Here is a 26,374-nt window from a genome sequence, read left to right as displayed (position 1 = left end):
AACGGAAAAGCTTGGCCGTGAGACTTGGTTCCCGCGAAACATACTGGTGGAGAGTCCCGAAGACGGCCCTCGGCCTCTTTCCCGCCCTGGCCGTCCTCCTGTTCAGCATCCCTTCCCGCGCCCACGGCACGGCTCCTCACGGTCCGGGCGAACTCTGGAATTCCTGGCAGGCCGACCCTCTCGTCACGATCCCCCTCGTCGCATCGAGCCTGCTGTTCATCCTCGGCGTATGGCGCCTGCTGGACCATCTCGGACGCTTGCTTCCGGGCTTCGGGGTGGCGCAGATTCTGAGCTTCTCCAGCGGCATCGCCGTTCTGGCCATCGCCCTCCTGTCCCCGCTGGAAGGATTGTCCAAGCCGCTCCTTTCGGCCCATATGGTCCAGCACATCCTCCTGATCGCGGTCGCGCCGCCACTCCTGGTGCTCGGCAAGCCGGAGGTTCCCTGGCTCTGGGCCCTGCCCGAAACGTGGCGGCGCGGACTGGCACGCAATGGCCCGACGAGATCGGTGCTCGCCCTGCTCTCGCCCTGTGCGAGGCCGATCCCGGCCGCAATGATTCATATGGCGACCCTGTGGATCTGGCACTCTCCGATACTGTTCGATGCAGCCGTCACCTCCGACCGTCTTCATTGGCTCGAACACGTTCTCTTCCTCGGCACCGCGCTCCTGTTCTGGCGCGGTGTCATCAAGGCGCGGTCGGGACGCCAGGGCGCGGCCGCCGCCCTGATCGCATGCTTCGTCACGCTGCTGCAGAGCGGCCTGCTGAGCGCCCTTCTCAGCTTCGCCCGCGAGGCTCTGTATCACACGCCGGAGACCGCCGATTGGGGCCTGAGCGCCCTCGAGGATCAGCAGCTGGCGGGAGCGATCATGTCCCTTCCTATGTGCGGGATCTATCTCGTGGCCGGCTTGCTCATGGCGCTTCGCCTCGTGACGCCGCCCGGGCGGGAACGAAGGCGCTCTCCGCCGATTGCCTCATCGGATCTCCTCAAGCAGAGCCGATGATCAGGCCCGCACTCACCTGCCTATCCATTGTCCCTGTCCTGGCCGCTCTCGTCGCGTGCAGCGAGCCGAAGAGCGAGTCCGCGTCCGTCGCGATGTCAGGGGGCGAGCCCGAACAGGGACGCGCCTTGATCCAATCCTATGGCTGCGGCACCTGCCACACGATCAGCGGGGTCAGAGGGGCCAGGGGGAGAGTGGGTCCCGAATTGAGGGATTACGCGCAGCAGCACCTCCTTGCCGGTTTCCTGCCCAACACCCCGCAGAACCTGATCGCCTGGCTGGTCGATCCTGTGGCCCTGAAACCCCGGACCGGCATGCCGGCCCAGGGGGTGACGGCGGCACAGGCCCGCCATATGGCAAGCTATCTCTATACCCTTGGTGACGGAGACGGACCTGTCTATCCCCCCGACCCGCCGCTGCCGCTCCGCGGGCAGGAGACGACGACGGTCGATCTCCCGCAGCCGGCCCGCGACCCGTCGGAGACGCAGCCCCGCACGCGCCGCATCGTCCCGAACCAGCGGGTCGGTCGCGACGCGAGACGTTAGGGCTCTGCAGCCGCTTCCTCCGCATAGGTCGGGCGAATGCGCATCAGGACAGAGAAGGCGGCGAACCAGACGGCCGCAGCACCGAGCATGACGGCAAGGTCGTTCCACGAAGGATCCCCCTCGGGCTGGAGGATCCAGAGTGTATGCGTTGCATGATAGAGGAGCGCCAGCGCGCTTCCCGCGATCATGCCGATCCTGCTGACGCCTGAAGGCACCAGCACCACGATGGCCCCGAGCATCATCAGGTAGGATGCCTTGAGAAGGGCAAGACTCTCCGGGTCCGACCGCCTCATGTACCACGCGGCGCCCCCCGGCAGGTTGGCGAGCCAGACGATCACGAACTGCGCGAACCATGTCCACACGCTCAGCAGCGCCAGCGTCAGCAGCGCCCGTTCCAGGCTCTTCATGCGCGCCGGCGAGGCAGGCTCGGGCTTGAGCAGGGTGACGAGGATAGCAATCGCGAGGGCGGCAAACATCTGGCTGAGCCCGAAGGCGAAGCCGAAAAGGCTCGACCACCAATGCGGCTCCCGCGACAAGACCCAGTCATAGGCTGCGAAACTCATGATCGGCGTCATGAAAGCGAGCCCGACGGCACTCGCCCGGCGCACGTTTCGCGCGCGGATCAGCCAGAAGGCCAGTGCCGCACAGACCGACAGATAGACGACGCTTCTCGCCAGGAAGAAGCCGGAACTCAGAAATGAAGCCCGCAGCGGCGGCAGACCGGAACGCTCGCCGACCCAGGGAAAGATCTGCTCGAGGCTGAAGGCGAGCGGAAGCCCGATGAGGAGCAGCAGGGGCATCGTGAGGGCCGCGGCTTCCACCTCCGCGCGCACCGGTGCCAGCCAGTCCTCGCTCATGATGTGGCCGATCATCAGAACGGCAAGGCTGCCCATCGCGATTCCCGAGAGGGCGATGAACACGATGTAGAAAGCCTCCACCGTGCTCATGGGCCCTCCGTCTCCTGCCCCTGCGGTGAGCCCGTTTCCTGTCCCTGCAATCTCTTGACATAGTGCGCGATGGCCCAGCGTTCCTCCGGCAGCACGCGATCGGCATAGGGAAACATCCGGCCCTTGCCGTGGGTGATCACCTGCACGATCTGCTCAGGCGACAATGCGCGCAGGCGCTCGTCGTGATAGGACGGCGGCGGTGGAAAGCCCCGTGAGACCACCGCTCCGTCGCCGCGTCCGCCGACGCCATGGCATGGCGTGCAGAAGGCTCGGAAGCGCTCTTCGCCTGTCGCCACCAGTTGCGGCGTCACCTGAGGCCCGGGCGGCGCCAGCGCCGCCTGCTGCGCGGCCGTTCCCCGCGCGATGGCGCCCGGAGGAACGGGCCAGTATGGCCTTTGGACTGTTCGCGTGGACGCGACGGCGTCCCGTTGTTCGGTGCCGGTGTCGCAGGCGGCCAGGAGACCGAGGCTGACGAGACCGACCGTTAGCCGCATGCGGGAACCTCCCGCACGTTCTCCGGCGAAAGCGCGTTCAGAAAATTCCGCGTGGCCGCAGGCTCGAAGAGCGGATCGTCGCTCAGGATGCACAGAAAGAAGCGATCGTTGGAAACCCGCTCGAAACCGTGAACGGCGAAGACCGGGTGGTGAAGCCGCGGCAGCCGCAGGATCAAGAGCAGCCCGATCAGGGTCGCGGCGCCGGCCCACAGGATGGCGACGATCAATGTGGCGGGAACGAAGGCGGGCCAGCTGTCGAGAGGACGACCGCCGACGTTGAGCGGATAATCGACGGCATTCATCCAGTATTGAGAGCCGTACTGAATGACGGCGCCGATCAGCGCAGCCGCGAAGGCGATCCATGGAATGACCGTGGTGCGAACGCCGAGTTCCTCCGCAAGATCAGACAGCGGAAACGGGCTGAACGCATCAAGCCGCGTGAAGCCGGCGCGCTTGGCTGCTTTGACGGCATCCATCAGGGCGTCAGGGCTCCTGAACTCGGCCATCAAGCCATAGAGAGGATGCGTCATGAGGAGTTCTCCTCATGCTCATCGTGCCGAATCTCGAACATGGAGACCACGGGAAGGAAGCGCACGAACAGCAGCAGGAGCGCCGCGAACAGGCCGACCGTTCCGAGGAAGAGTCCCGTCTCCGGCAGGGTCGGGCTGTATGTGCGCGATATCGACGGCAGATAATCCGTCTGGAGGCCGCCGACGATGATGGAGTACCGGTCGAACCAGATGCCGGTGCCGATGGAGACGCCGACGAAGATTCCCGCAATGGTGCTCTGGCGCGCGGCTTTCAGCCAGAAGAGCTGCGGGATGAGGATGCTGTAGACGATCGCCGTCCAGTAGAGACCCGCATAATCGCCCGTGATGCGCTTGAACGTGGCGTCCTGCGCCAATCCACCCGCAAGGAGCGCGGACGCGATCTCGTCGAGATAGAGATAGCCCGACACGAGGGCGCTTGCGAGAACGAGCTTGCCCAGAAGATCGACGTCCTCCTCGTCGATGTAATGTCCGAGCCGTAGGCCCCAGCGCAGCAGGACCGCCACGAGGAGCACGATGGACAACCCTTGCGCCAGGCCGGTAGCCACGAAATGAAGCGGCTGGCGCGTCTCGTGCCAGTCGGGCACGAGCGTCACGGCGAATTCGAACGCCACCGTGCTCTGCATGATGAGGATCAGGGGCAGTACCAGGATGGCGACGAGGCGATAGGCGCGCTGGTGATAGGCCCAGTGACGGACAGAGCCGCGCCAGCCCAGGGCGAAAACGCCGTAGAGGCGCTTTGCTGTCTTGCTCCGGGCTCGGTCGCGCAGGGTCGCGAGATCGGGGATGAGGCCAACATACCAGAGCAGGCTCGTGACGATGGCATGGGTGCTGATGGCCCAGAAATCCCAGGTCAGGGTGCTGCGGAACTGCGGCCAGACCTGGAAGGTCGCAGGGTACGGGAATGTCCAGTAGAACAGCCAGGGACGGCCGAGATGGAAGATCGGGAAGATCCCGGCGCAAATGACGGCAAAGAGCGCCACGCCTTCCGCAAAGCGGTTGACGGACGTGCGCAGATCGTGGCGGCGCAGCACCAGGATGGCCGCAAAGAGGCTTGCCCCGTTGGCGATGCCGATCCACCAGGCATAGTTGATGAGATCGAAGCCCCAGACGAAGGGAATATTCACGCCCCAGACGCCGACACCGAGGATCGTGACCGAGACCAACGTATAGCCGAGGAGCAGCACGAACGCGCCCGAGACCACGAGCGCAATCCACCAGATCAAGCCGAAGCGGCGGGAGAGCGGAACTTCCGCGACCGTGCTCGTGACGGCTTGGGGCTCGCTGCTCATCGGACTACCCGTTCTCGCGGGAGGGTTCGACACGGGCGAGATAGGTCGTCCGCGGCTTCGTGTTCAGATTGCCGAGCAGCGCGTAATTGCGCGGGCTCTGCTTGAGGCGGCTCACGGCGCTGCCGGGATCGTTCACGTCGCCGAACACGATGGCCTGCGTCGGACAGGATTGCTGGCAGGCCGTCGTCACCTCGCCGTCGCGCAAAGGCCTGTCCTCGACCCGCGCATCGGCACGCGCCGCGCCGATGCGCTGGACGCAATAGGTGCACTTCTCCATGACGCCGCGGTCCCGGACGGTGACCTGCGGGTTCATGGCGTCGGGAGAGGCGGTGTAGTCGGTGCCCTGATAGTCGAGGAAGTTGAAGCGGCGCACCTTGTAGGGGCAGTTGTTCGAGCAGGTCCGCGTGCCGATGCAGCGGTTGTAGACCATGTCGTTGAGCCCTTCCGAGGAATGCACCGTCGCATTGACGGGGCAGACCACCTCGCAGGGCGCCTTCTCGCAATGCATGCAGGGCACGGGCTGGAAATACGTGCCGGGATTGGCCGGATCGCCCGCATGGTACCGGTCGACCCGTAGCCAATGCATCTCCCGCCCCTTCGCCACCTCCTCCGGCCCGACGACGGCGATGTTGTTCTCGGCCTGGCAGGCGATGACACAGGCGTTGCAGCCGATGCAGGCATCGAGGTCGATCGCCATCCCCCAGGCATGACCCTCATACGGCCATTCGGGATAGAGGGAGGAATGTTCCGGGCTCTCCCCTACGGCGCTCTGACCGGGTGCGACCACACGCACGATGTCGCGGCCCTGCAGCGAATGATGCTGCTGCGTCGAGATGAGCGGGATCCGCTCGCCAGGCTTCCTGATCTCGCCGGAAGCGATCCAGGGTTGGCGCGATGGTCGCACCGCATAGGCGTCGAACCCGATGCCGTTCCCGATCCTGCCGGCACGCTGGCGGCCGTAGCCCAGGGTCAGCGTCACGGCACCGGGCGCGTGTCCCGGCAGGATCCACACGGGCGCGCGGATCGCGCGCCCTTCGACCGTGAGGTCGATGGCGTCGCCCGAGGACAAACCGAAGATCGCCGCCGTCTCCGGCGCGATGAGGGCAGCGTTGCCCCAAACCAGCTTCGTCAGGGGCTTCGGCAGCTCCTGCAGCCAGCCGTTGTTTGCGTAGGAGCCATCCCATACGGAAGGATCGGGAGCGAACACCACGTCGATACCAGCGGAATTGGTACGAGCTTCCAATTCCGCTGCCACATCGAACCGATCGGTCAACGCGACCAGCGGCGAGGCCGAGCCTTCGATTACGCCGCCTTCGAGAGACCGCGCCCACCGCTCCTCGAAGCCCTCTCCCCAGGCCTCGTGCCACGTCGCCTGGACGAGGGCGCGCCCGTCCGGGCCCTGTCCCGCCAGGAGGCCGAGGAACTCCTCCTGGCTCAATCCCGGCTTCAACGGCATCGCCACCGGCTGCCTCAGGCCTACCGTGCCGTCGAAGGCCCGCAGATCGCCCCAGCTTTCGAGCGGATGGAGCTCGGGAATATGCCACTGGCAAACGACTGCCGTTTCATCGCGGTGCTGGCCGAGATGCAGCGACAACGGAACACGGCGAACGAGCGAAGCCAGATCGATGTCCGCGGGAGCCGTATAGACCGGGTTGCCGCCGAGAACGACGAGGCGGGACACCCCACCGGATTCGATGGCTTCTGCCAGATCGACGAGAGTCCCAGTGTCCGCCGACACCGGCCTGACCGGGTCGATGGCACGGATCGTGGTGCCGAAGGCGCCGAGCCGGGCATTGATCGCATGCACGAGGGCGTGGACCCGGGCCGGTTGCTCGCGCCCCGCGACGACGATGCTGCGGGCTCCGGCTCGGCGTAATTCGTCCGCGAGCTTCGACACGGACGGATGCGGTGCGGATGAAGGTGCGGACCCCACTCCGAGAGCGGCCGCAAGCACCTGAACGAAATCTTCGAAATCTCTTGGCCGGAGCGGGATGCGCTGGTCCGCACGGGCTCCGACAAGGCTCAGCCGTGCCTCGACGGCGTAGAGGCCCGGCAGGGGGCGGTCCTGCATCCTTCGCCTTGTCTGGTAGTCCGCCGCATAGCGCAGATGCCCTGGCTCTTCGGCGAAAAGATCGCCCCCGAGGGTGACGATGATGTCGGCTTGCGTCAGATCGTAGACAAAGTCGAGATCACGGCCGAACACGGCCGTGGCAGCGATCCTCCTGTTGTCGTCATCGACAGGTGAGAACAAATGCCATTGCGCAAATGGAAAGAGTTGCCGGGCCTGTGCCATCAGCCGGTGCAGGGTCGGCGACGAGGTCGGTGGCATCAGGATGTGCAGTCCCCGTCCTTCTCCCACAACGAGTTCGTTGCGGACGGGCCGGATGAAATTCGTAAGTTCCTCCCAGCTTCTCGGTGCCCCGTTCTGGAGGGGCGTGTCCGAGCGGTCGGGGTCGTAGAGGGACAGGATCTCGGCCTGGGCAAACACGTCCGTCGCACCCAGGCTTGCCGGATGCAGCGGATTGCCCTCGACCTTGATCGGCCGCCCTTCCTGGGTCCTCACGAGGACGCCCCGGCCGTATCCGTTCAACGGCATTGACGTGGCAACGGTGAGCGGCACGCCAGGCGTGTAGCCTGGCATATTGCGGCTTTGAGACAGGAGCGGTGCGTTCTTGCCGGCTTCGCTGCCGTTGCAGGCCGCAAGACCTCCCAATGCCAGGGACGCGCTCATGAGCCGGAGCAGGGTCCGCCGGTCGATGCTTGCGGCCTGCACGATGTCGGGAAACTCAGCCTCAATATAGCGGCGCACCTCCGGCGCATCGGACAGTTCCTCCAGGCTGCGCCAGAGCCTTGCCCCCTCCTCCGTCGCGAGATGGGTCCTTACGGCATCGAGATCGAATGGCGCTCCCTTACGCATCGCTTCTACCGATGGCATGTGTTGCAGCTGGTGAGGCGCCGGGAGGCCTCCTGATAGAACGTGCGCACGTCCTCGGGGAGATCTCGACCATGCGGCTCGTATCCCATCGCGAACACCGCCTCTCTTGGTCGAAGATGCGGGACCGGATTGCGATGGCAATCAAGGCACCACCCCATGGACATGGTCTGGGTCTTCACCGTCTTCGGCGTCTGGTCCACGCGACCGTGACAGGTCTCGCACCCGACTCCCTTGGTCACGTGAACGGCGTGGTGGAAATAGGCGTGATCCGGCAGACGATGAACGGACGCCCATTGGATCGGCTGACCGAGGATGAAGCTCGATCGGACCGGGTCGAGGACGCTCGCCCCCACCCACACCTGCGAATGGCACGACATGCAGGTCTGGGCGGAAGGCATGCCGGCATCGGCCGCACGCTCCACCGTGGAGTGACAGTATCGGCAGTCGATGCCGAGCGATCCGCTGTGGAGATCGTGGCGAAACGGAATGGGCTGCGCCGCCGGCTTGCCCACGTTCCAGGTGCTGCCGGAGCGCGCCCAGCCATAGGCCAGGACGCCTGCCGACACCGCGCCCAAGCCCATGAGCACGATCGCCACCCGAAACAGAGTGGTTGCCGCCGGTGTGAAGAGCTGCGCCATCGCCCGTGCCGCGCACCCTTTGCTGAGTCAGGCAATGCGCCCGATTTCCAAGCTTCGCTGTTGACACAATCGGTTCAGCGCAGCTTCGTTCCCTGGGCCGGCTGAAGGTTCATGCGCTCCGGATGCGTGAACACTTCGAAGGCATCGCCTCGGGCGACGGCCACCAGGGTGATTCCGCAGCCTTCCGCCACCCGCACGGCCAAAGCCGTCGGCGCGGAGATTGCAACGAGGACCGGCGCACCCATGCGAGCCGTTTTCTGCACCATCTCGACGGACACGCGACTGGTCAGAAGCACGAGCCCATCGGAACAAGGCTCCGATGTCCGAGCCAGTGCTCCGGCGAGCTTGTCGAGCGCATTATGCCGACCGACATCCTCCCGAATGGCAACCAGCCCCTCCTCCGGGCGCCAGAAGGCCGCCCCATGGATGGCGCGCGCCTCTCTGTTCAGGCGCTGGGCCCCTGAAAGATCAGCCATGGCGGTTTTGATCGCGCCGGGCTGGAGCCGAAGCGATCCCGTGACCGGATCGACCGGACGCGAGGCCTCGGCCAGAGACTCCACGCCGCATAACCCGCACCCGACAGGACCTGCCATGGCGCGCCGGCGCATCCGGTAGGAGCTGCCACTTCGCTCTGACAACCACATTCTGATCTCGCATCCGAGATCGTGCTCGAGGATTTCCATGGATAGAAGATCGGCAGGATCGGAAAGGATCCCCTCCGACAGGCTGAAGCCGATGGCGAAATCCTCCAGATCCGACGGGCTTGCCATCATCACCGCATGGGTCGACCCGTTATAGGTCAGGGCAATCGGCGTTTCTTCCGGCACCACGCGTTCGCCGGCGGCGCAGGTTTCCTGCGCCACGCTCATGCGCGGCAGGCGGATGACGGGCGACAGGTGCAAGGTCATTCCGCTGCCTCCGCCTGCTGCACCATGGAAATGCGGATCGGGATGGATTTCGCCGCCGGCACCTTGCTCTGATCCGCATGATGCCAGACCGGGATCAGCGGGTTGCACTCCGGGTAATAGGCGGCGCAGCAACCCTCTGGAATCTCGTAGGGCGTGACGCGCAATCCGCTCACCTGCCGCATGACGCCATCGTCGACGGCGGTCGTAAGAGTGACCGAGTCACCCTCCGTCAGTTTCAGACGAGCGATGTCGTTGCGGTTCATGAAGAGGACCATCCGGGTGCCCTTCACGCCTCTGAAGCGGTCGTGATAGCCGTAGACGGTCGTGTTGAACTGATCGTTCGAGCGTACCGTCATGAGCTTGAAGACGTCGGGATCCTGATCGGCGGTACCCAGATCCGCTTCCAGGCTCTTGGGCACGATGAAGTTCGCCCTGCCCGTCTTGGTCTTCCAGCGCCGCTCGCGCGCCGCAATGGGGCGGTGAAAGCCGCCCGGCTGCCACATGCGCTCGTTGAAGTCGCGAAAATCCTCCGGATAGGTCTCTTCGATCGCATCGCGAACAAGAGCATAATCGGCCACCCACTCATCCCAAGGAACCTTGTCGTTTGCGGGGAGCGTCGCCTTCGCGATCTCCGCGACGATCCGGGGCTCGGACAGAAGATCGGGGCTTGCCGGCTTCGCCACGCCTTTCGATCCGTGAATGCAGGCGGTCGAATCCTCGACGGACACAGCCTGAGGACCGGTTTCCTGTTCGTCAACCTCGATGCGTCCGAGACACGGGAGAATGTAGGAAATCTCGCCTGGAATGAGATGATTGCGATTGAGCTTGGTCGAGATCTGCACCGACAGACGCAGGCGTGTCCAGGCCTGTTCCAGAGCCGCCGTCTCAGGCGCAGCGCGCACGAAGTTTCCGCCGAGTGCCACGAAAGCCTTCACCTCGCCCTTGATGATGCCTTCGCAGACCTCGACCGTGGTCATGCCCTTCCAGCGCGGCGGCTCGAATCCGTATTGCTCCTTGAGTTTGTCGAGGGGCACCAGCTCAGGCTTTTCCGCGATGCCGACGGTGCGCTGTCCCTGCACATTGGAATGCCCTCGTACAGGACAGATACCGGCGCCCGGCTTGCCGATATTGCCGCGCAGGAGGAGCAGATTGACGAGCATCTGCACGTTTTCGACGCCGGCCTTGTGCTGAGTCAGCCCCATGCCGTAGATGCCGATGACGGCATTCGCCTGGGCATAGGTGTTGGCGGCAGCTTCCAACGTGGCCTGCGGCAGGCCGGACCGATGCTCCAGCTCGGGCCATGACGCCTGCCGGGCGGCCCGGGCAAACTCCTCGAAGCCATGGGTATGCTCGGCGATGAAGGCGTGGTCGAGAACCAGCTTGCCTCCGAGTTCCCGCGCCCGGTCGTCGGCCTCGATCAGGGACTTGGCCATCCCCATGAGCGCCGCGATGTCTCCGCCGATCTTCACCTGATGGTATTGCGACGAGATGCGCGTTTCAGCACCGGTCAGCATCTCGGTCGGTGCCTGGGGATTGGTGAAGCGCTCGAGACCTCGTTCCTTCAGGGGGTTGAACGTGATGATGGGGACGCCCCGCTTCGAGGCCTCCTGGAGGGGATGGAGCATGCGCGGACTGTTGGTGCCGACATTCTGGCCGAAGAACAGGATGCAGTCCGTCCTCTCGAAATCGTCGAGGATGACGGTGCCCACCGAAACACCGATGCTCTGGGGCAGAGCGACCGAGGTGCTTTCGTGGCACATGTTGGAGGAATCCGGCAGGTTGTTGGTGCCGTAGAGCCGCGCGAACAGCGCCCACATGTAGGAGGTTTCGAGCGAGGCTCGACCGGAGGCGTAGAGCACCACCTGACGCGGATCGAAACCCTTCAGCTCCTGGCCGATCTCGTGGAAGGCATCTTCCCAACTCACTGGCACATAGGTGTCCGATCCCGCGTCCCAGCGCATGGGATGCGTCAGACGCCCGGCCTCCTCGAGGTCGTGATCGGTCCAGGTTCTCAGCTCGGACAAGGTATGCCCGGCGAAGAACTCGGGCGTCACGCGCTTCGTGGTCAGTTCCCACGCCGTGGCCTTGGCGCCGTTCTCGCAATATTCGAACGGATGCGGCTCCGCCGGTTTGGCCCATGCGCAGCTCACGCAGGCATAACCGTCCGGCTTGTTCTGCTTAAGCAGGATCGCGTTGCCGCTGATCAGGCGCCCTTCCCTGGTCAGAATGGTTTCGACGGACTTGAGGGATCCCCACCCTCCCGCAGGCCCAGAGTAGGGTTGGATCTTCGGCTCGTCGTTCATGGGGCCAGCCTCCCGCTCGCCGCCGTTCACACGCGGCGGTTGTCACAGCCTAAGTCAATGTTCGGAAAGCCTGACCGTTCCGGCGGGCGGATTCCCGCTATGGAAAGTTCCAGACCGGGCACCGGTACAGTGTCCCATGAAAATCTGCAGCGTCATGCCTAAAACGGGCTAGACAGCGCCCAAGCGGTTTGTTACACGCACGGCCTCTTCAGCGGACATCGCGCCGCTGAATGCGCTTCGGCGACGGGTGTGTAGCTCAGTTGGTAGAGCAGCTGACTCTTAATCAGCGGGTCCAAGGTTCGAATCCTTGCACACCCACCAATCTCTTCAAGATCATCGAAACTCGAGCAGTCAGGCTGGACCGGCCTATCGAAGGGCGGAGCCGCTGCAGGCGGGCAACAGCATTGCAATGCTGAAACATTCACTCGCTTTGCCGCTCCCCGGTCAGCCATGCTCTTGATCGAGAAGATCGTCGGCGGTCGGACATCCCCGGAGGATCCGGGGATGTACCAAGTGCGGGAACTTCATTCCGCCGCGTGCTGGGCGTGCAGGCGGGCGCCGCGGCTCATGAGCTTGTTGAGAGCGCCCAGATAGGCTTGGGCGGAGGCCACCAGGGTGTCCGGATCGGCCGCGCGGGACGTCACGCTGCGATTGTCGGCGGAGAGGCGCACCGAGACCTCCGCTTGAGCGTCCGTCCCCTCGGTCACCGCGTGCACCTGATAGAGTTCCAGAACCGCCTCATGAGGCACCAGGGCCTTGATGGCATTGAAGGTGGCATCCACCGGGCCGTTGCCCTCCTGCTCCTCGATGACGATCCTGTCGTCGACCTGGAGTCGCATGGTGGCGCGCTGGGGACCGCGGGTGCCCGCCACGATGTGGAGCGAGACCAGCTTGATCCGGTCGTGGGCCATGGCGATGTTCTGGTCGACCAGGGCCTCGATATCCTCGTCATAAACGTGCTTCTTGCGATCAGCGAGTTCCTTGAACCGCTCGAAGGCATCCTGGAACTGGTTGTCGGAAAGGCTGTAGCCCAGCTCCTCCAGCTTGTTGCGGAAGGCCGCGCGGCCCGAATGCTTGCCCATCACCAGGGAGGTCTTGGACACGCCGACGCTCTCGGGCGTCATGATCTCGTAGGTCTGGGCATTCTTCAGCATGCCGTCCTGATGGATGCCGCTCTCATGGGCGAAGGCATTCCGGCCTACGATGGCCTTGTTGTACTGGACCGGGAAGGACGTTGCGGCCGATGCCAGCTTCGAGGCGCGGGTCAGCATGGTGCTCTCGATGCCCGTCTCATAGGGCAGCACGTCGCCACGGGTACGGATCGCCATGACGACCTCTTCGAGCGCCGCGTTGCCCGCACGTTCGCCAATGCCGTTGATGGTGCATTCGATCTGTCGGGCTCCGCCCTCCAGGGCCGCCAGAGAATTGGCCACCGCGAGACCCAGATCGTTGTGGCAATGGGCCGAGAAGATCGCCTTGTCGGCATTCGGCACACGCTCGCGCACCATCCGGAACATGGCGCGGTATTCATCCGGCGTCGCATAGCCCACCGTGTCGGGCAGGTTGATGGTGGTGGCGCCGGCCTTGATGGCGGCTTCCACGCAGCGGCACAGGTAATCAATGGGCGTCCGCGTTGCGTCCATGGCCGACCACTCGATGTCCTCGACCAGGTTGCGCGCCTGGGTCACCGTTGTGGTGATGATCTCCAGAACCTCCTTTTCCGACTTGCGCATCTGATGCGCCAGATGGATCGGCGAGGTGGAGACGAAGGTATGGATGCGGGGCCGGGCCGCATGGCGCACAGCCTCGCCGGCGCGGGCGATGTCCGCCGAGATGGCCCGGGCGAGGCCGGCGACGGTGGCCCGCTTCACCTGTTTGGCAATCAGGGCGACGGCCTCGAAGTCGCCGTTGGAGGCGATGGGGAAGCCGGCCTCGATGATGTCGACCCCCATGGTGTCGAGCAGTTCCGCAACCTCGAGCTTCTCCTCCAGGGTCATGGTGGCGCCGGGGCATTGCTCGCCGTCGCGCAGAGTCGTGTCGAAGATCAGAACGCGGTCCTTGGAGGAGCCGGATACGGAAGCGGTCATTGTTCTAGTCCTTATCGGAGGGAGCGGCCTTTGCGCTCAAGGTTGTTCCTGCTGTTTCAGAACCCCTGAGAGCCCAGGCGGCAACGCCCAGCCGACCCTCAGGGGCAGCTAAGGAGAAGGAGGCCAAGAAGACGCGCACGATCGGCCGCAGGAGCGGGGCCTTTCATCCATGCGCTGGGGGAGCCGATGATCATCGCTGCCCAAACCCTCCTCGGCCGCAGGCATGAAGCCGCGAACAACGGGCCTGTTTGTAATGGGGCTTCCCTCGGATGGCAAGCCGTTGAAACAAACGAAAAGGGAATGCTCGACTAACGTATGGGTTATGACTTCAAACCGGCCAGGACTAGTCTGCAGCCAAATCGCCCTAGATCGGATCAAGCTTGGCCTTTATTCCTCGCCCTCATCGATCCAGGAGCGCTTTCATGAGAACCGCAATCCGTTCCCTGTACCTGACGGGATTGCTGGCACTGCCGCTGGCCGCCTGCAATCAGACCACCTCGGCCCCTGCCCCCGCGGGCACCAGCGTCACGTCGTCCAGCTTCCGCATGCCGGAAGGATCGGGCTGCCGGGGCGAAATCGACCGGTACCGTGCCGTGATGAGCAACGATCTTGCCATGGGGCACGTGAACCAGTCGGTCTTTAACCGCGTCGACCGGGAGATCGGTCAGGCGGAGGCTGCCTGCGCCGGAGGGCGCGACGCCGAGGCGGTGCGCATGATCAACGCCACGAAGGCCCGTCACGGCTACCTCTGATCGAAAACCCAGTCGAAGAAGGATTGCAGGAACAGCGGCATCCGCTCCGGGTCGATATCCTCGGCCCCGCGGACGATGCGCACATCCTGCAATTCCGGCTCGGGCTGTGCCGCGATATTGGCGCGTATCCTCGCCGCGCCCTCCTCGGCCGGGACCGGCAGGGTCACCATCCGCAGGAGCGCGATGGTTGGCCAGCGCTGGACGATGATCCATTCGTCGTCCACGTGGTAGTCCTCCTCGGAAAGGCCGGTCTCTTCGGCCAGTTCCCGCGTGAGGCTGGTGGCGAGATCGACCGTGCCGTCCGGCCTCAGATCCGATGGATCCGGTGTACCGGCCGCGAAATACACGCGGCCCGCATTGGTCGTGCCGTTTCCCATGACCCCGCAGATGAAGGCTCCATCCGAGCCGCGCAGCGCTCCCATGGCGAAGCCGTTAGCGATGGCAGGGTCCGGATAGCCCTTGTCGATCCAGGCGACGAAGTCAGCGTAATCGACCTCGAAATAGATGTTGCGGCACAGATCCTGTTCGAACTGCACATCCTGGAGCAGCAGCACCCGCCCGTTGAACATCTGCGGCTTGCCAGCCGTGCGGCGTTTCCAGTTCTCCGCGATGAAATCCCGGTTCTGCTTGGGCCAGGTCCAATCCAGCGGACGACAGAACGCCTCGACGCGGGAGACGCGCCGGATCTGAGGTTCTCGGTTCACGCCAGGATCTCGCCGCGGCTCACCATGACCGCTTCACCTCCGATCTCGGCTGACGTGAGGGCTCCACCCTTGATCACCATCTGCAGGACGATCTCGCTCGGACGTCCCATCTCGACGCCCTGCTCGATGACGATGTTGTGCTCGCCGTCTCCCAGGGGCTCGCATTGCATGAGCGCGCCGGCGAAGGCGGCCGCGGCCGAACCTGTCGCCGGGTCCTCGGCCACGCCCATGCCAGGGCCGAACATGCGCGCCCGGAACCGCAAGCCCTCCGCATCGGTCACGCGGGCATAGACGTAAGCTGCCGGATGTTCGCTGTCGCCGAAGGCCTTGTCGAAGGCCTCCCCCTGTGGCCTGGAGCGGGCCAGCGCCTCGAGGGATGAGACCGGCACGAGATCGTAAGCCACGCCGGCCGAATGTCGGCTCGGGACATGCTGGCCGAAGCCGATCTCGGTCGGATCGAGGCCGAGCGCCCAGGCGCAATCGGCGCTTTCCTTGCCCTCGCCCCAGACGAAGGGCAGGCGCGGCAGGCGAAACCGCGCCGCGCCGCTCGTCGCATCCCGGACCTCGACCGCGCAGGGCACGATGCCGACCTGCTCCTTCAAGCCAAACGCTACGGCCCCCTTCTCGCCGTTGCGGTCGAGAAGCGCGAGCAGCACTGCCGTTCCCACCGTGGGATGGCCCGCGAAGGGCAACTCACGGGCCGGTGTGAAGATGCGGATGTCGGCGCGCTGGCGCGGTTCGGACGGCGGAAGGACGAAGACCGTCTCGGAGAGGTTGAACTCCTTGGCGATCCTCTGCATGCCCGCATCGTCCAGCCCCTCGGATTCCAGAACGACCGCGAGGGGATTGCCGGCAAAGCGCTCGGATGTGAAGACATCCAGGGTGACAAAGCGACGGGACATGCGGATCAGACCTCTTCAGGAGCCTTCGAGGGGACGGGGACGCCGATTCTTGAGCATCGGATGAGGTACCCTCCACCATCCTCCTGTCAACCGACTCTCAGCGATCATTCCGGCAGAGGCGAAGCCCGATCAGGGCATGACGGTGAATGTCAGGCCAGAAACCTCAGGTCTCCACTTGAGGAGGCGCTCAGAATAACTCCCTTCGTCATCACCGGCCTTGTGCCGGTGATCCCGATGACCTGATGCGCAGCGCACGTCCAATCGAGATGGTCGGGACAAGCCCGGCCATGACCAGAGAGAGCGTTTCAGGATGGGCATCGGTCTTGGCCCGTTCCTGAGAAAGCCCATACGAAACTCAGTCTACATCGCGGCTTGGCGCACGAAACGGTCGTTGAAAGTTGCCGCGAGATCGACCTTGGCATCCTTCAGCTCCGGATCCAGCTGGCGCAGCATGTCGAGCACGCTCTGCATGCCGGTCATCTGGATGATGCCGTCGCGCGAGTAGCTCTCGAGGGAGTTCTGCACGGCCTTGAGATAGAGCGGCTTGTCGCCCAGGTAGTATTCCTCCGGCACCGCGGCGGCGACATCGTCGGGCTTCGCGCTCTGAATCCATTTTAGGCTTTTCACGAAGGCATTCACGAGACGCTGTGTGGTCTGCGGGTTCTTCTCGATGAAGTCCTTTTTCGTGTAGAGCGTCGCCGCAGGGTTTGAACCGCCGAAGAGTGCGCGGGTTCCGGCTTCGGTGCGGGTGTCGATGAGAACCTGGATGTCCCCATCGGCTTCGAGCTTGGCGATGACCGGATCGAGATGGGAGATCACGTCGATCTCGCCCTTCTTCATGGCGGCCACACCGCTGGCCCCGGAACCGACGCCGATGATGGCGGCATCGGACGGCTTCAGGCCAGCCTTTACCATGGCATATTGCGCGGTGAGCGCCGTCGAGGATCCCGGTGCGGTGACGCCGATCTTCAGACCTTTGAAGTCGGCCGCCGACTTGATCTGCCCGGCCTTGTCCTTCTTCACCGCGATCACGATCGCCGGAAAGCGGCCGAGCTCCGTGACGGCGACGACGTCCTGCCCCTTGGCCTGCATGCGGATCGTGTGCTCGTAGGCTCCGGTGACCACGTCGACGGAGCCGCCGATGAGGGCCTGGAGCGACTTCGCGCCGCCGCCGAAATCGTTGATCTCGACCTCGAGCCCTTGCTCCTTGAAGAAGCCCTTGCGCTCGGCGATGGTGAGCGGCAGGTAATAGAGCAGCGGTTTGCCGCCGACGCCGAGCGTCACCTTCGCCCTTTCCGGCGCTCCCTGCGCGAAGGCTTTCGGACCCAGCGCCGCCGCCAGTCCCATGACTCCTGCATTCTTCAGAAATGTACGGCGTTCCATGGCGTTTCTCCCTGCTTTGATGAGGTCGTTGTAGGTTCTCAAGTTCGTGCGGCCAGGGACGTCTGCGGCCGCCAGACCAGGAAGCTGTTTTCGATCCTCGTCACAAGCATGTCGATGAGGATGACGAAGACGGACAGGATCAGCATGCCGGCGAAGACGCCGGTCACGTCGAATACGCTTTCGGCCTCATGGATCTTGTAGCCGAGGCCTGCGGACGAGCCGAGATATTCGCCGACCACCGCGCCCACGAGCGCGAAGCCTACCGACGTGTGAAGCGACGAGAACACCCAGGTCAGCGCCGACGGCCAATAGACGTGCCGGAGCAGCTGGCGTTCGTTCATGCCGAGCATGCGGGCATTGGCGAGCACGACGGGCGAGACCTCGCGAACACCCTGATACACGTTGAAGAACACGATGAAGAACACGAGCGTGAAGCCGAGCGCCACCTTCGACCAGATGCCGAGGCCGAACCACAGGGCGAAGATCGGCGCGAGCACGACACGCGGAAGCGCATTCGCCGCCTTGATGTACGGGTCGAAGACGGCAGCGAGCAGTTCCTTCCGCGCGAACAGGAACCCGAAGATGATGCCGCCGCCTGCACCGATCAGGAAGGCCAGAATGGTCTCGACCAGCGTGATCCAGAGGTGCCCCCAGATCTCGCCGCTGGCGAAGAGGGTCCAGCACCGTTTCAGGACATCGAGGGGAGTCGAGAAGAAAAACTGCACCTGCTTGGGCGTCCCGGTGATAGGATAAACGGTCAGCACATGCCAGAGCAGGAGGAAGATCAGACCCACGCCAATCTGGAGGACGGTGAGTTTCAGGCGCGGCATCACGTTCCCTCCCCTTGGCTGTAGGCCCTCTGAACCTCGACACGCAGGCTCGCCCAGATCTCCTTGTGGATGTGATGAAAGGTCGACTCCAGGCGCACCTCGGCAATGTCGCGCGGTCGAGGCAGCTCCACGGGGAAATCGCCGATGATCCCCGCGGCCGGACCCGCCGACATCAGCACCACGCGATCGGCGAGCGCAATCGCCTCCTCCAGATCGTGCGTGACGAACATCACGGCCTTGCGATCCGCCGCCCACAGGCTCAGGAGCAGATTGCCCATGATCTGCCGCGTCTGCGCATCGAGTGGCCCGAAGGGCTCGTCCATCAGAAGGATCTCGGGATCGCGGATCAGGACCTGGGCCAGCGCCACGCGCTTGCGCTGCCCGCCGGAGAGCATATGCGGATAGCGGTCGACAAAGGCCGAGAGGCCGACTCGCCCCAGCCATTCTTTTGCACGCTGCAGAGCGTCGCTGCGCGAAACGCCCTTCGATTCGAGGGCGACCGCCACATTATCCAGCGCCGTCTTCCACGGCATCAGTGCATCCTGCTGGAAGAGATAGCCAGCGCGCAGATTGAGACCGGACAGATCGCTGCCGAAGATCCTGACCCGGCCCGCCGAGGGCTTCAGCAGGCCGGCTGCCGCATTCAGGATGGTGGACTTGCCCGATCCCGTCGGTCCGACGATCGCCACGAATTCGCCCGGGCGAACCGAGAGATCGATTCCGCTGACTGCCGTGTAACCACCGACCTTCGGCCCAAACGTGATGGCGACATCGTTGAGCGCCACCGCCGCCAGGGAGGTTGCCTGATCCATCCCGATCCTCATGGTCCCTTTGTCAGGCGGCATTCTAGGACCGCCTGAAGAGGGATCGCAAGGCAGGTTGGCTTCTCCCTTCGGCCTAGACCTCCACCGCCTCGAAGCGATGGCTGGGCGAGACGAACTCGTCCTGCGCCGCGATGGTCAGGATCTCGCGGGATCCCGCCTCCTCCGTGCGTTTGAGCAGGCCGTAGACGGAGGCCGAGGCTTGGGCCAAGGCTGTCGGGGCCGAGCGCGAGCGGGCATAATGAACGAAGAAGAGCGCCGCGATGGCGTCCCCCGCCCCATTGACGGAAAGCGACAGCTTCGGCGTCCGCACGCGCCAGAATCGCCCGCTCTCACCGGCAACGAGATCGACGCTGTCGGCAGGCGTTTCCTTCGTCTCGACCGAGGTCACGAGCATGACCTTTGGACCCAACCCCTGCACGATTGAGACTGCCTCTTTCACCTCGTCCAGGCTCTGCGTCGTGAGGCCGGACAGGTAGTCGAGCTCGAATTGATTGGGGGTGATGATGTCGGCGGCAGGCACGGCCTGCTCGCGCATGAATTCGGGGATGCCCGGCCGTACGAACACGCCCCGGCCCACATCGCCGATCACGGGATCGCAGCAATAGAGGGCCTCCGGATTGAGGGCGCGCACCCGCGCCACCGCAGAGAGGATCGCATTGCCGATATCGGCCGATCCCATATAGCCCGAGAGTACCCCGTCGCAGCGGTCGAGCACGCCCCGCTCGGCGATGCCTTCTACTAGATCTTCAATGGCCGGGCCGTCGAAGACGCGGCCTTTCCAGGAACCGTAGCCTGTATGGTTGGAGAACTGAACCGTATGAATGGGCCAGACCTCGACACCGAGGCGCTGCATCGGAAAGACCGCGGAGGCGTTACCCACATGGCCGTAGGCGACATGGGATTGGATCGAGAGAACGTTCATGGCTCTGGCCCCTTTCGCCTTCCGGTTACCGCAACAACCGTCCCGCTTCAAATTGCCTGATGTGATCTCTTTCATCACAAAGGCAGTTGGTTCTCTTCGCGCCACCGCATATTGAACCTACCCTGGCCACCACAACAGGACTCCCATCGGCCCATGGACATCGAGTTTCTGAAAAGCAGCATTCTGGAGTTCGTGCAGAACCATAGGGGCTATGCACCCATCGTGCTCGGGCTCATGACCTTTGCCGAGTCCCTTGCCTTTGTATCCCTGCTGCTGCCCACCATGACGATCCTGATTACCGTCGGCTTCGTGCTGGCGGCAGCCGACATCCCTTTTTGGCAGGCCTGGACCGGAGCCGTCTGCGGCGCCTTTCTCGGCAACTGGCTCTCCTACGACATTGGGCAGCGCTACAAGAAGGCCGCCTATGAGCTCTGGCCGCTTTCCCGCAACCCGAAGCTGATCGCCAGGGGAGAAGGCTTCTTTCAGCGTTTCGGACCCTGGGCCGTGTTCCTGGGCCGGTTCTTCGGTCCGATCCGAGCGGTCATCGCCCTGATCGCCGGCATCTTCCTGATGCCGGGCGTGCTGTTCCAAGCGGCCAATCTCGCCTCGGCCTCCGTCTGGGCCTTCGTGATCCTCGCGCCCGGCGCAGGGCTTGCGCATTATCTCATGTGGTAGGCGAGTGCATCGGGGAACCCGGCGTTCCAGGGGTCATTAACCTCCATCACCAATGGAGGTCCCCATGGACAAAGGCAAGATGAACGGCGACAACTCCGCCGAGAGCAAGAAGCACCCGGGCAACCACATCCGCGGATCGGGTGGCACCATGAAGAACCGCCAAGATCCCGGCAAGCAGGACAACAACAAGGCTCAGAACACGAAGAGCAATCAGCAGTAACGCCCGGCGGCTCACCCCCTCTGTGAGCCGCCGCTCCCCTCCGTTTCCAGAGGTGGCAGCTGCCGTCCGTGATGTTAACAGCACAGCTATAACATCACGGATCATTTGCTGTGACACTTCCTTCCCCGGGCTCATACCCGGCCCTTAATTCTGATAACTGCCCGGTTAAGGCGATTCGGCCGCTGGAAACCGGCTTGCCGGCCACGTGGTGGCCTTCCATCGTGGGCACTGCGTCCGTCATCTTCTCGGTCTTTTGGATCCTGAGGAGCTGGGAGCAAGCCAAACCGCTGTGCGGCCCGACGAAGGTGAACTACCTGACACAGGACCTTGCCGCGCTGCTCGCGACTCTTGTCTTCTCCTACGCCCTCTATCAGTTCTGGAAGCATCGCTGCGAAACGCTCGGCCTCGTTCTTGGCCTCGCCACGGCAGTTGCAGCCATGATGGCTCATCGCCTGTAACCGGTACGAACCAGCCCACCTCTCAAGGAACTCTGAAAACTTCGAGCTCACCGGCCTCAATGCGCTCTCTCGCGTGGCGGTAGCCTATATCGACCACCCGCTCGAACTGCTCCCACCCACGCAGCGGCACATCGGCGAGAGGCGGGTGGATCACGAGGGTGGCATGAGCGCGCGCCTTCAGGGTCTGGGCGTCGCTTGAGATCGTGGCCGAGCGGTAGAGCAGGTTGACGATGTCCGGAGCATTGGTCGGCAGGCCGAGAATCCTGCGCAGCAGCGGCGCCTTCTTCTCCTCGTCCCCCGGAGACGTGAAGGCGACATCCCGCGCCACATCGATCCCCAGGACAGGCCCTCGCTGGAGATCGGCCATGATGTCGGCCGGCAGGTTGTTCATCATGGCACCATCGACGAGCACACCCTCAGGATCGACCACGGGCGGGAGCAATCCGGGAATGGCCAGGCTCGCCCGCAGGGCTCGCCACAGCGTCCCTTGACGGTGCACATGGGTCGTTCCCGTCGTCAGGTTGGACGAGACGCAGAAGAACGGCAGCCAGAGATCCTCGATATTCCGCTCGCCGAAATGCTCGATCAGCCGCGCGTCGACCTTGAGGCCCCGGATCAGAGCGATCAGTGGCAAGGTGTAGTCGTTCAGCGGCGGGTTTCGAACGAAGGCCTCCATCATGAGATCGCGCGCCTCGTCGAGACCGATCTGAAGGGCGCAGACAGCCGCCATGACGGCTCCAATGCTGGTTCCGCCGACGAGATCGACAGGGAAGCCGTATTCCTGCAGGGCTTGGATCGCGCCGAGATGGGCAAAGCCACGGGCCCCGCCCCCGGCCAGGACGAGGCCGACGGCTCGTCCGCTCGAAGTGCGGATAAGACGCTGGAGATCGCCGGTGTTTTTCTCGCGGACCTGGAGACGCTGATCGACGGGCAGCCGCTGCAGCGACGGATGGGCCGGCTTGGGACGTCTGGCATCTGCCTTCTGCAGCAGGACGAGATCGTGCCGGCGCCAGGACGACACGGCGCCGGTCAGCGCCTCCGCCTCGCAGGTCAGCGGCTCGCCCGGCCGTGCGAGCAGCACGACATGATCGGCGTGGCGGATGCACCGCTCCGTCCAGGCCCCCGAAGACTCGGGGGCGACATAGATCACCCGCTCGCGGCTGGCCTCGAAGCGGTAGAGCCAGTTCTCATCCTCCCCGCCCGGCATCGCAGCCACCAGATCAACCCCGGCGCCATGGCTGCGTCGCATCTCCGCGAGGAAGGCTTGCGCGAAGTCGGAAACTGCCACGCCCTGGGTGACGGGAACGATGGCGAAGGTCGTTGGCGCAAAGGTCTTGGGCTTGCTGCGGGTCGCCGCACGAAGCCGCTCGGCCAACAGCTTCGAGAGGTAAAGCATGACGGAAGGCCAGCGCTCGATGAGGCGCTCGAAGTCAGGCCGCGCCAGCGTCAGGAGGACCGAATCCCTCACGGCGGTGACGGTGGCCGAACGGGGCGCATTCGAGATGAGCGCCATCTCGCCGATGGTCTCGGGCGGCGCGACGCGCGCGATGCGCCGCTGCTCGCCGTGGCTGCCCTGCACCGACACCCCGAGAGCGCCGGAGACGAGCATGTAAAGCACATCCGCCGGATCGCCCTCTCGAAAGAGAACCTCGCCGCCGAGAAGCACGATGCGCCGAAGCTTCGACTGAAGCTCGACACGTGCGGCCGGGTCCAGCCCCGCCCACAACGGCAGGTCGAAGTCCGATAGCTCTTCAGGAAAGCTCGTCGCGCCCATGGATTCCGTAACGTCATTGTTCCGGTGCCACTAGCGGGAATTCGTCAAACTGACAAATCCGCTTTTGGCTTAGCGCGAAGGTGGCTAGGGCGGCACGGATCGACCGCGCCGCCCTGAAACGGCTCAGTTCCGGCTCTTGTCGACCAGTGCCTTTTCCTTGATCCATGGCATCATGTCACGCAGGCGGGCGCCCACATCCTCGATCGGGTGGGCGGCGTTGCGGGCGCGGGTCGCCTTGAAGGAGGTCTGGTTGACCCTGTTCTCGAGCATCCAGTCGCGGGTGAACTTGCCGCTCTGGATATCCTCCAGAACGCGCTTCATCTCCGCCTTCGTCTCCGCCGTGATGATGCGCGGACCGGTGACGTATTCGCCGTACTCGGCCGTGTTGGAAATCGAGTAGTTCATGTTGGCGATGCCGCCCTCGTAGATGAGGTCGACGATCAGCTTCACCTCGTGAAGGCACTCGAAATAAGCCATTTCAGGCGCGTAGCCCGCCTCGACCAGGGTCTCGAAGCCCGCCTTGATGAGCTCGACGAGACCGCCGCAGAGCACCACCTGCTCGCCGAAGAGGTCGGTCTCGCACTCCTCCTTGAAGGTGGTCTCGATAATGCCGGCGCGGCCACCGCCATTGGCAGAGGCGTAGGAGAGCGCGATGTCGTGGGCATTGCCCGTGGCATCCTGATGGATCGCGATGAGGGTCGGCACGCCACCGCCACGCTGGTACTCGGAGCGGACCGTGTGGCCGGGCCCCTTCGGGGCGACCATGAGCACGTCGAGATCCTTGCGGGGCTCAATGAGGTTGAAATGGACGTTGAGGCCGTGGGCGAAGAGCAGCGCCGCGCCCTGCTTCATGTTATCGTGAAGCTCGTTGCGGTAAATGTCGGCCTGCAGCTCGTCAGGGGTCAGCATCATGACCACGTCGGCCCATTTGGCAGCCTCGGCCACCTCCATGACCTTGAGGCCGGCCTTCTCGGCCTTGGCCGCCGAGGGAGAACCCTTGCGAAGGGCCACGACGATGTCCTTCACGCCGGAATCACGCAGGTTCAGGGTATGGGCATGGCCCTGGCTGCCGTAGCCGACAATGGCAACCTTCTTGCCCTTGATCAGATTGATGTCTGCGTCGCGATCGTAATAGACACGCATGGTCCTCAGGTCCCTTATCTCAAAGGGGGTTTTCCCCCCGTCCTCGTAGCCGCTGCACCGTCCCACCAGGGTCTGCGCAACAATTGTTTTGTCAGGCGCCGCTTTTAGCGAATAAAACTGCGCTGACAAGTCGTTGCTTGTAGCAAAACTGCGGGCCCTGGCTGCGTTGAACGCAAGGGTCCGCTCTTTCCGCTGCAAACGATCCGAGCCTGAAGAGTTCAAATCGCTCTCCAATGCTCTAGATTGATGACTCAAATTTCCCTCATGAAGGACCACGCCGAATGCAGCGCCTTGCCACTCCCGACGAAGTTCTCAACTTCTGGCGCGAAGCCGGACCGGAGAAGTGGTTTTCGAGGGACGAGACCTTCGACCAAGCCTGCCGTGACCGGTTCATGCTCACCTATGAGGCCGCCGCACGGGGCGATCTCAACGAATGGGAACTCACCCCGGAGGGTGCGCTCGCCGTCATTCTCCTCCTCGATCAGTTCCCACGGAACATGTTCCGTGGAAAGCGCGAAACCTACAAAACCGATCCGGTCGCCCTGATGGCCGCGGACCGCGCCATCGAGCGCGGCTTCGACCATAAGGTAGAACCCGAATTCCGGCGGTTCTTCTACCTGCCCTTCATGCACTCCGAAGCCTTGAGACATCAGGAGCGGTCGGTGACCTTGAACGAAGCCCTCGGCGGGGATTCCATCAAGTGGGCGCACCACCATCACGACATCATCAAGCGTTTCGGTCGCTTCCCTCATCGCAACGCCATTCTCGGCCGTGAGACCACGCCTGAGGAGGAGGCTTTCCTCCAGGAGAACGACTTCAGGGGCTAAGACCTCCCATTCCTTCCGCACCGCGCGCCATGGCGGCGACGCCCGTGCGGGAGACCTCCACGAGGCCGACAGCGGTCATCAGCTTGATGAAGCGTTCCACCTCATCCGTCGTGCCGGTCAGCTCATAGACGAAGGAGGTCAGGGTCGCATCGAGCGTGCGCGCGCCGAAGGCCGAGGCAAGACGCATGGCTTCGACCCGATGATCACCTTTGCCGACGACCTTCACGAGGCAGAGTTCGCGTTCGACGGCATCTCCTGTCATGGTCAGATCGACCACGCGGTGCACCGGCACAAGGCGCTCCAACTGACTCTTGATCTGCTGGATGATGCTGTCGGTGCCCGTGGTCACGATGGTGATGCGCGAGATATGCGCCTCGTGCTCCGTCTCCGTGACGGTCAGGCTCTCGATGTTGTAGCCGCGCCCCGAGAACAGGCCGGCGATGCGTGCAAGAACGCCGGGCTCGTTGTCGACGACGATAGCGAGGGTATGCCGGTTCGTCGGCTCGACGCGGGTCGCATCGGGATAATGAGTTTTCATCTGAAGCATGGTCTGGGTCCCGAATTGTGATTTGAGCTCAAGCCGCCTTGCGGTAATTTTCAACTGCTTCCTCGTCGACCTCGTCGGCGTCGACGATCCATTCCTCTTTCAGGGCGGCAGTGCGCCATTCCTGGAACGCCGGAAGGGAGAGAATCGCATCCACATAGGTACGTGTCGTGTCGTCGAGCGTGATGGAATAGGTATCGAGTCGCGTCACGAGCGGCGCATACATGGCATCGGCCGCCGTGAACGATCCGAAAAGGAACGGACCGCCGGCACCGAAGCTTTCGCGCGCCTGATGCACGATCTCACCGAAACGCGCGACATCGCGGGTTACCGCCTCTCCTCGATCCCTTTGTGCGAATTTTTTGCCGAGATTCATCGGACACGCGGAGCGCAGGGCCAAGAACCCGGAATGCATTTCGGCAGAAATTGAGCGTGCCATGGCGCGGGCCCTGCGATCAACAGGCCATACGGCGGCACCGTAGGCTTCGCCCACATGCTCCATGATGGCGATGCTCTCCCAGACGGTCATATCCCCGTCGATCAGGATCGGCACCTTGCCGGCCGGCGAATGTTTCAGAACCTTCGCCTTCGTGTCCGGCAGATCCAGGGGGATGGTGATCTCGTCGAAGGCGATCCCGAGCTGCTTCATCAGCACCCAGGGCCGCATCGACCAGGACGAGTAGCACTTGTTGGCGATGACAAGGGTGGGCATGGTTCCGGC

Annotated in this window: 26 protein-coding genes and 1 tRNA gene; 8 read left to right on the top strand and 19 right to left on the bottom strand. The window is 63.9% G+C overall.

What is annotated here, in order from left to right; all coding sequences use genetic code 11:
• Positions 1-17 precede the first annotated feature (17 nt).
• Positions 18-1,001 (top strand): cytochrome c oxidase assembly protein, encoded by a 984-nt coding sequence (locus VB672_RS02195; protein ID WP_329782522.1) that lies wholly within the window; start codon positions 18-20, stop codon positions 999-1,001.
• Positions 998-1,543 (top strand): c-type cytochrome, encoded by a 546-nt coding sequence (locus VB672_RS02190; RefSeq protein WP_329782521.1) that lies wholly within the window; start codon positions 998-1,000, stop codon positions 1,541-1,543. Before VB672_RS02195 ends, VB672_RS02190 begins: the two co-directional genes overlap by 4 nt.
• Here VB672_RS02190 and VB672_RS02185 read toward each other — a convergent pair.
• From VB672_RS02185 to VB672_RS02150, 8 genes are all read right to left on the bottom strand, one after another.
• A complete protein-coding gene (locus VB672_RS02185) occupies positions 1,540-2,490 on the bottom strand; it encodes a hypothetical protein (RefSeq protein ID WP_329782520.1) in 951 nt (316 codons plus the stop codon). The genes VB672_RS02190 and VB672_RS02185 overlap by 4 nt on opposite strands.
• Positions 2,487-2,984: a c-type cytochrome gene (locus VB672_RS02180; protein WP_329782519.1), complete on the bottom strand. Its 498-nt coding sequence runs from the start codon at positions 2,982-2,984 to the stop codon at positions 2,487-2,489. The genes VB672_RS02185 and VB672_RS02180 overlap by 4 nt, the downstream gene beginning before the upstream one ends.
• Positions 2,975-3,514, bottom strand: a complete 540-nt coding sequence (locus tag VB672_RS02175) for a DUF3341 domain-containing protein (protein ID WP_329782518.1) — start codon at positions 3,512-3,514, stop codon at positions 2,975-2,977. The genes VB672_RS02180 and VB672_RS02175 overlap by 10 nt, the downstream gene beginning before the upstream one ends.
• Positions 3,511-4,824, bottom strand: coding sequence for an NrfD/PsrC family molybdoenzyme membrane anchor subunit (gene nrfD, locus VB672_RS02170; protein WP_329782517.1), 1,314 nt, complete (start codon positions 4,822-4,824; stop codon positions 3,511-3,513). Before nrfD ends, VB672_RS02175 begins: the two co-directional genes overlap by 4 nt.
• A 4-nt stretch (positions 4,825-4,828) precedes the next feature.
• On the bottom strand, positions 4,829-7,741 hold the full coding sequence (locus VB672_RS02165; protein WP_329782516.1) for a TAT-variant-translocated molybdopterin oxidoreductase: 2,913 nt from the start codon (positions 7,739-7,741) through the stop codon (positions 4,829-4,831).
• Positions 7,742-7,746: 5 nt separating this feature from the next.
• The gene (locus VB672_RS02160; RefSeq protein WP_329782515.1) at positions 7,747-8,397 is read right to left on the bottom strand and encodes a cytochrome c3 family protein; all 651 of its coding nucleotides are present in this window, start codon (positions 8,395-8,397) and stop codon (positions 7,747-7,749) included.
• A 74-nt stretch (positions 8,398-8,471) separates the two neighbouring features.
• Positions 8,472-9,305, bottom strand: a complete 834-nt coding sequence (fdhD, locus tag VB672_RS02155) for a formate dehydrogenase accessory sulfurtransferase FdhD (RefSeq protein WP_442931888.1) — start codon at positions 9,303-9,305, stop codon at positions 8,472-8,474.
• A complete protein-coding gene (locus VB672_RS02150; RefSeq protein WP_329782514.1) occupies positions 9,302-11,608 on the bottom strand; it encodes an FdhF/YdeP family oxidoreductase in 2,307 nt (768 codons plus the stop codon). Before VB672_RS02150 ends, fdhD begins: the two co-directional genes overlap by 4 nt.
• Positions 11,609-11,853: 245 nt before the next feature.
• Here VB672_RS02150 and VB672_RS02145 point away from each other — a divergent pair.
• Positions 11,854-11,929: transfer RNA gene (locus tag VB672_RS02145), tRNA-Lys, on the top strand.
• A gap of 203 nt (positions 11,930-12,132) precedes the next feature.
• On the opposite strand, the gene VB672_RS02140 is transcribed toward VB672_RS02145, so the two are convergent.
• Positions 12,133-13,695 carry a 2-isopropylmalate synthase gene (locus tag VB672_RS02140; protein ID WP_329782513.1) on the bottom strand — a complete coding sequence of 521 codons (1,563 nt, stop codon included), beginning with the start codon at positions 13,693-13,695 and terminating at the stop codon, positions 12,133-12,135.
• Between the two features lie 422 nt (positions 13,696-14,117).
• On the opposite strand from VB672_RS02140, the gene VB672_RS02135 reads away from it, so the two are divergent.
• On the top strand, positions 14,118-14,447 hold the full coding sequence (locus VB672_RS02135; RefSeq protein ID WP_329782512.1) for a hypothetical protein: 330 nt from the start codon (positions 14,118-14,120) through the stop codon (positions 14,445-14,447).
• On the opposite strand, the gene VB672_RS02130 is transcribed toward VB672_RS02135, so the two are convergent.
• The 6 genes from VB672_RS02130 to pdxY form a co-directional block, all read right to left on the bottom strand.
• Positions 14,438-15,151, bottom strand: a complete 714-nt coding sequence (locus VB672_RS02130) for an NUDIX hydrolase (protein WP_329782511.1) — start codon at positions 15,149-15,151, stop codon at positions 14,438-14,440. The genes VB672_RS02135 and VB672_RS02130 overlap by 10 nt on opposite strands.
• A complete protein-coding gene (locus VB672_RS02125) occupies positions 15,148-16,053 on the bottom strand; it encodes a PhzF family phenazine biosynthesis protein (RefSeq protein ID WP_329782510.1) in 906 nt (301 codons plus the stop codon). The genes VB672_RS02130 and VB672_RS02125 overlap by 4 nt, the downstream gene beginning before the upstream one ends.
• A gap of 360 nt (positions 16,054-16,413) precedes the next feature.
• Complete coding sequence (locus tag VB672_RS02120) at positions 16,414-17,436, bottom strand: ABC transporter substrate-binding protein (RefSeq protein ID WP_329782509.1); 1,023 nt, start codon at positions 17,434-17,436, stop codon at positions 16,414-16,416.
• Between the two features lie 38 nt (positions 17,437-17,474).
• The gene (locus VB672_RS02115; RefSeq protein WP_329782508.1) at positions 17,475-18,266 is read right to left on the bottom strand and encodes an ABC transporter permease; all 792 of its coding nucleotides are present in this window, start codon (positions 18,264-18,266) and stop codon (positions 17,475-17,477) included.
• Positions 18,266-19,078, bottom strand: coding sequence for an ABC transporter ATP-binding protein (locus VB672_RS02110; RefSeq protein WP_329782507.1), 813 nt, complete (start codon positions 19,076-19,078; stop codon positions 18,266-18,268). The genes VB672_RS02115 and VB672_RS02110 overlap by 1 nt, the downstream gene beginning before the upstream one ends.
• A gap of 85 nt (positions 19,079-19,163) precedes the next feature.
• Entirely contained in the window at positions 19,164-20,012 is an 849-nt protein-coding gene (gene pdxY / locus VB672_RS02105) for a pyridoxal kinase PdxY (RefSeq protein WP_329782506.1), read from the bottom strand.
• A gap of 153 nt (positions 20,013-20,165) precedes the next feature.
• Here pdxY and VB672_RS02100 point away from each other — a divergent pair, with 153 nt between their 5' ends.
• The 3 genes from VB672_RS02100 (at position 20,166) to VB672_RS02090 (ending at position 21,365) form a co-directional block, all read left to right on the top strand.
• Positions 20,166-20,687 carry a DedA family protein gene (locus VB672_RS02100; protein WP_329782505.1) on the top strand — a complete coding sequence of 174 codons (522 nt, stop codon included), beginning with the start codon at positions 20,166-20,168 and terminating at the stop codon, positions 20,685-20,687.
• A gap of 64 nt (positions 20,688-20,751) precedes the next feature.
• Positions 20,752-20,907 (top strand): hypothetical protein, encoded by a 156-nt coding sequence (locus VB672_RS02095; protein WP_329782504.1) that lies wholly within the window; start codon positions 20,752-20,754, stop codon positions 20,905-20,907.
• A 221-nt stretch (positions 20,908-21,128) separates the two neighbouring features.
• Entirely contained in the window at positions 21,129-21,365 is a 237-nt protein-coding gene (locus tag VB672_RS02090; RefSeq protein WP_329782503.1) for a hypothetical protein, read from the top strand.
• A gap of 22 nt (positions 21,366-21,387) precedes the next feature.
• On the opposite strand, the gene VB672_RS02085 is transcribed toward VB672_RS02090, so the two are convergent.
• Positions 21,388-23,139, bottom strand: a complete 1,752-nt coding sequence (locus tag VB672_RS02085) for a patatin-like phospholipase family protein (RefSeq protein WP_329782502.1) — start codon at positions 23,137-23,139, stop codon at positions 21,388-21,390.
• A gap of 123 nt (positions 23,140-23,262) precedes the next feature.
• Positions 23,263-24,282, bottom strand: coding sequence for a ketol-acid reductoisomerase (gene ilvC / locus VB672_RS02080; protein ID WP_329782501.1), 1,020 nt, complete (start codon positions 24,280-24,282; stop codon positions 23,263-23,265).
• A gap of 281 nt (positions 24,283-24,563) precedes the next feature.
• On the opposite strand from ilvC, the gene VB672_RS02075 reads away from it, so the two are divergent.
• A complete protein-coding gene (locus tag VB672_RS02075; RefSeq protein WP_329782500.1) occupies positions 24,564-25,109 on the top strand; it encodes a DUF924 family protein in 546 nt (181 codons plus the stop codon).
• Here VB672_RS02075 and ilvN read toward each other — a convergent pair.
• Together ilvN and VB672_RS02065 are read right to left on the bottom strand one after the other, a co-directional pair.
• A complete protein-coding gene (gene ilvN / locus VB672_RS02070; protein ID WP_329782499.1) occupies positions 25,099-25,656 on the bottom strand; it encodes an acetolactate synthase small subunit in 558 nt (185 codons plus the stop codon). The genes VB672_RS02075 and ilvN overlap by 11 nt on opposite strands.
• Before the next feature lie 28 nt (positions 25,657-25,684).
• On the bottom strand, positions 25,685-26,365 hold the full coding sequence (locus VB672_RS02065) for a glutathione S-transferase family protein (protein ID WP_329782498.1): 681 nt from the start codon (positions 26,363-26,365) through the stop codon (positions 25,685-25,687).
• Positions 26,366-26,374 lie beyond the last annotated feature (9 nt).

The sequence above is a fragment of the Microvirga sp. CF3016 genome, from assembly GCF_036314085.1.
Taxonomy (GTDB): domain Bacteria; phylum Pseudomonadota; class Alphaproteobacteria; order Rhizobiales; family Beijerinckiaceae; genus Microvirga.
Note: the sequence above shows the minus strand (reverse complement) of the source record. Positions and strands in the feature narration are given on the sequence as shown.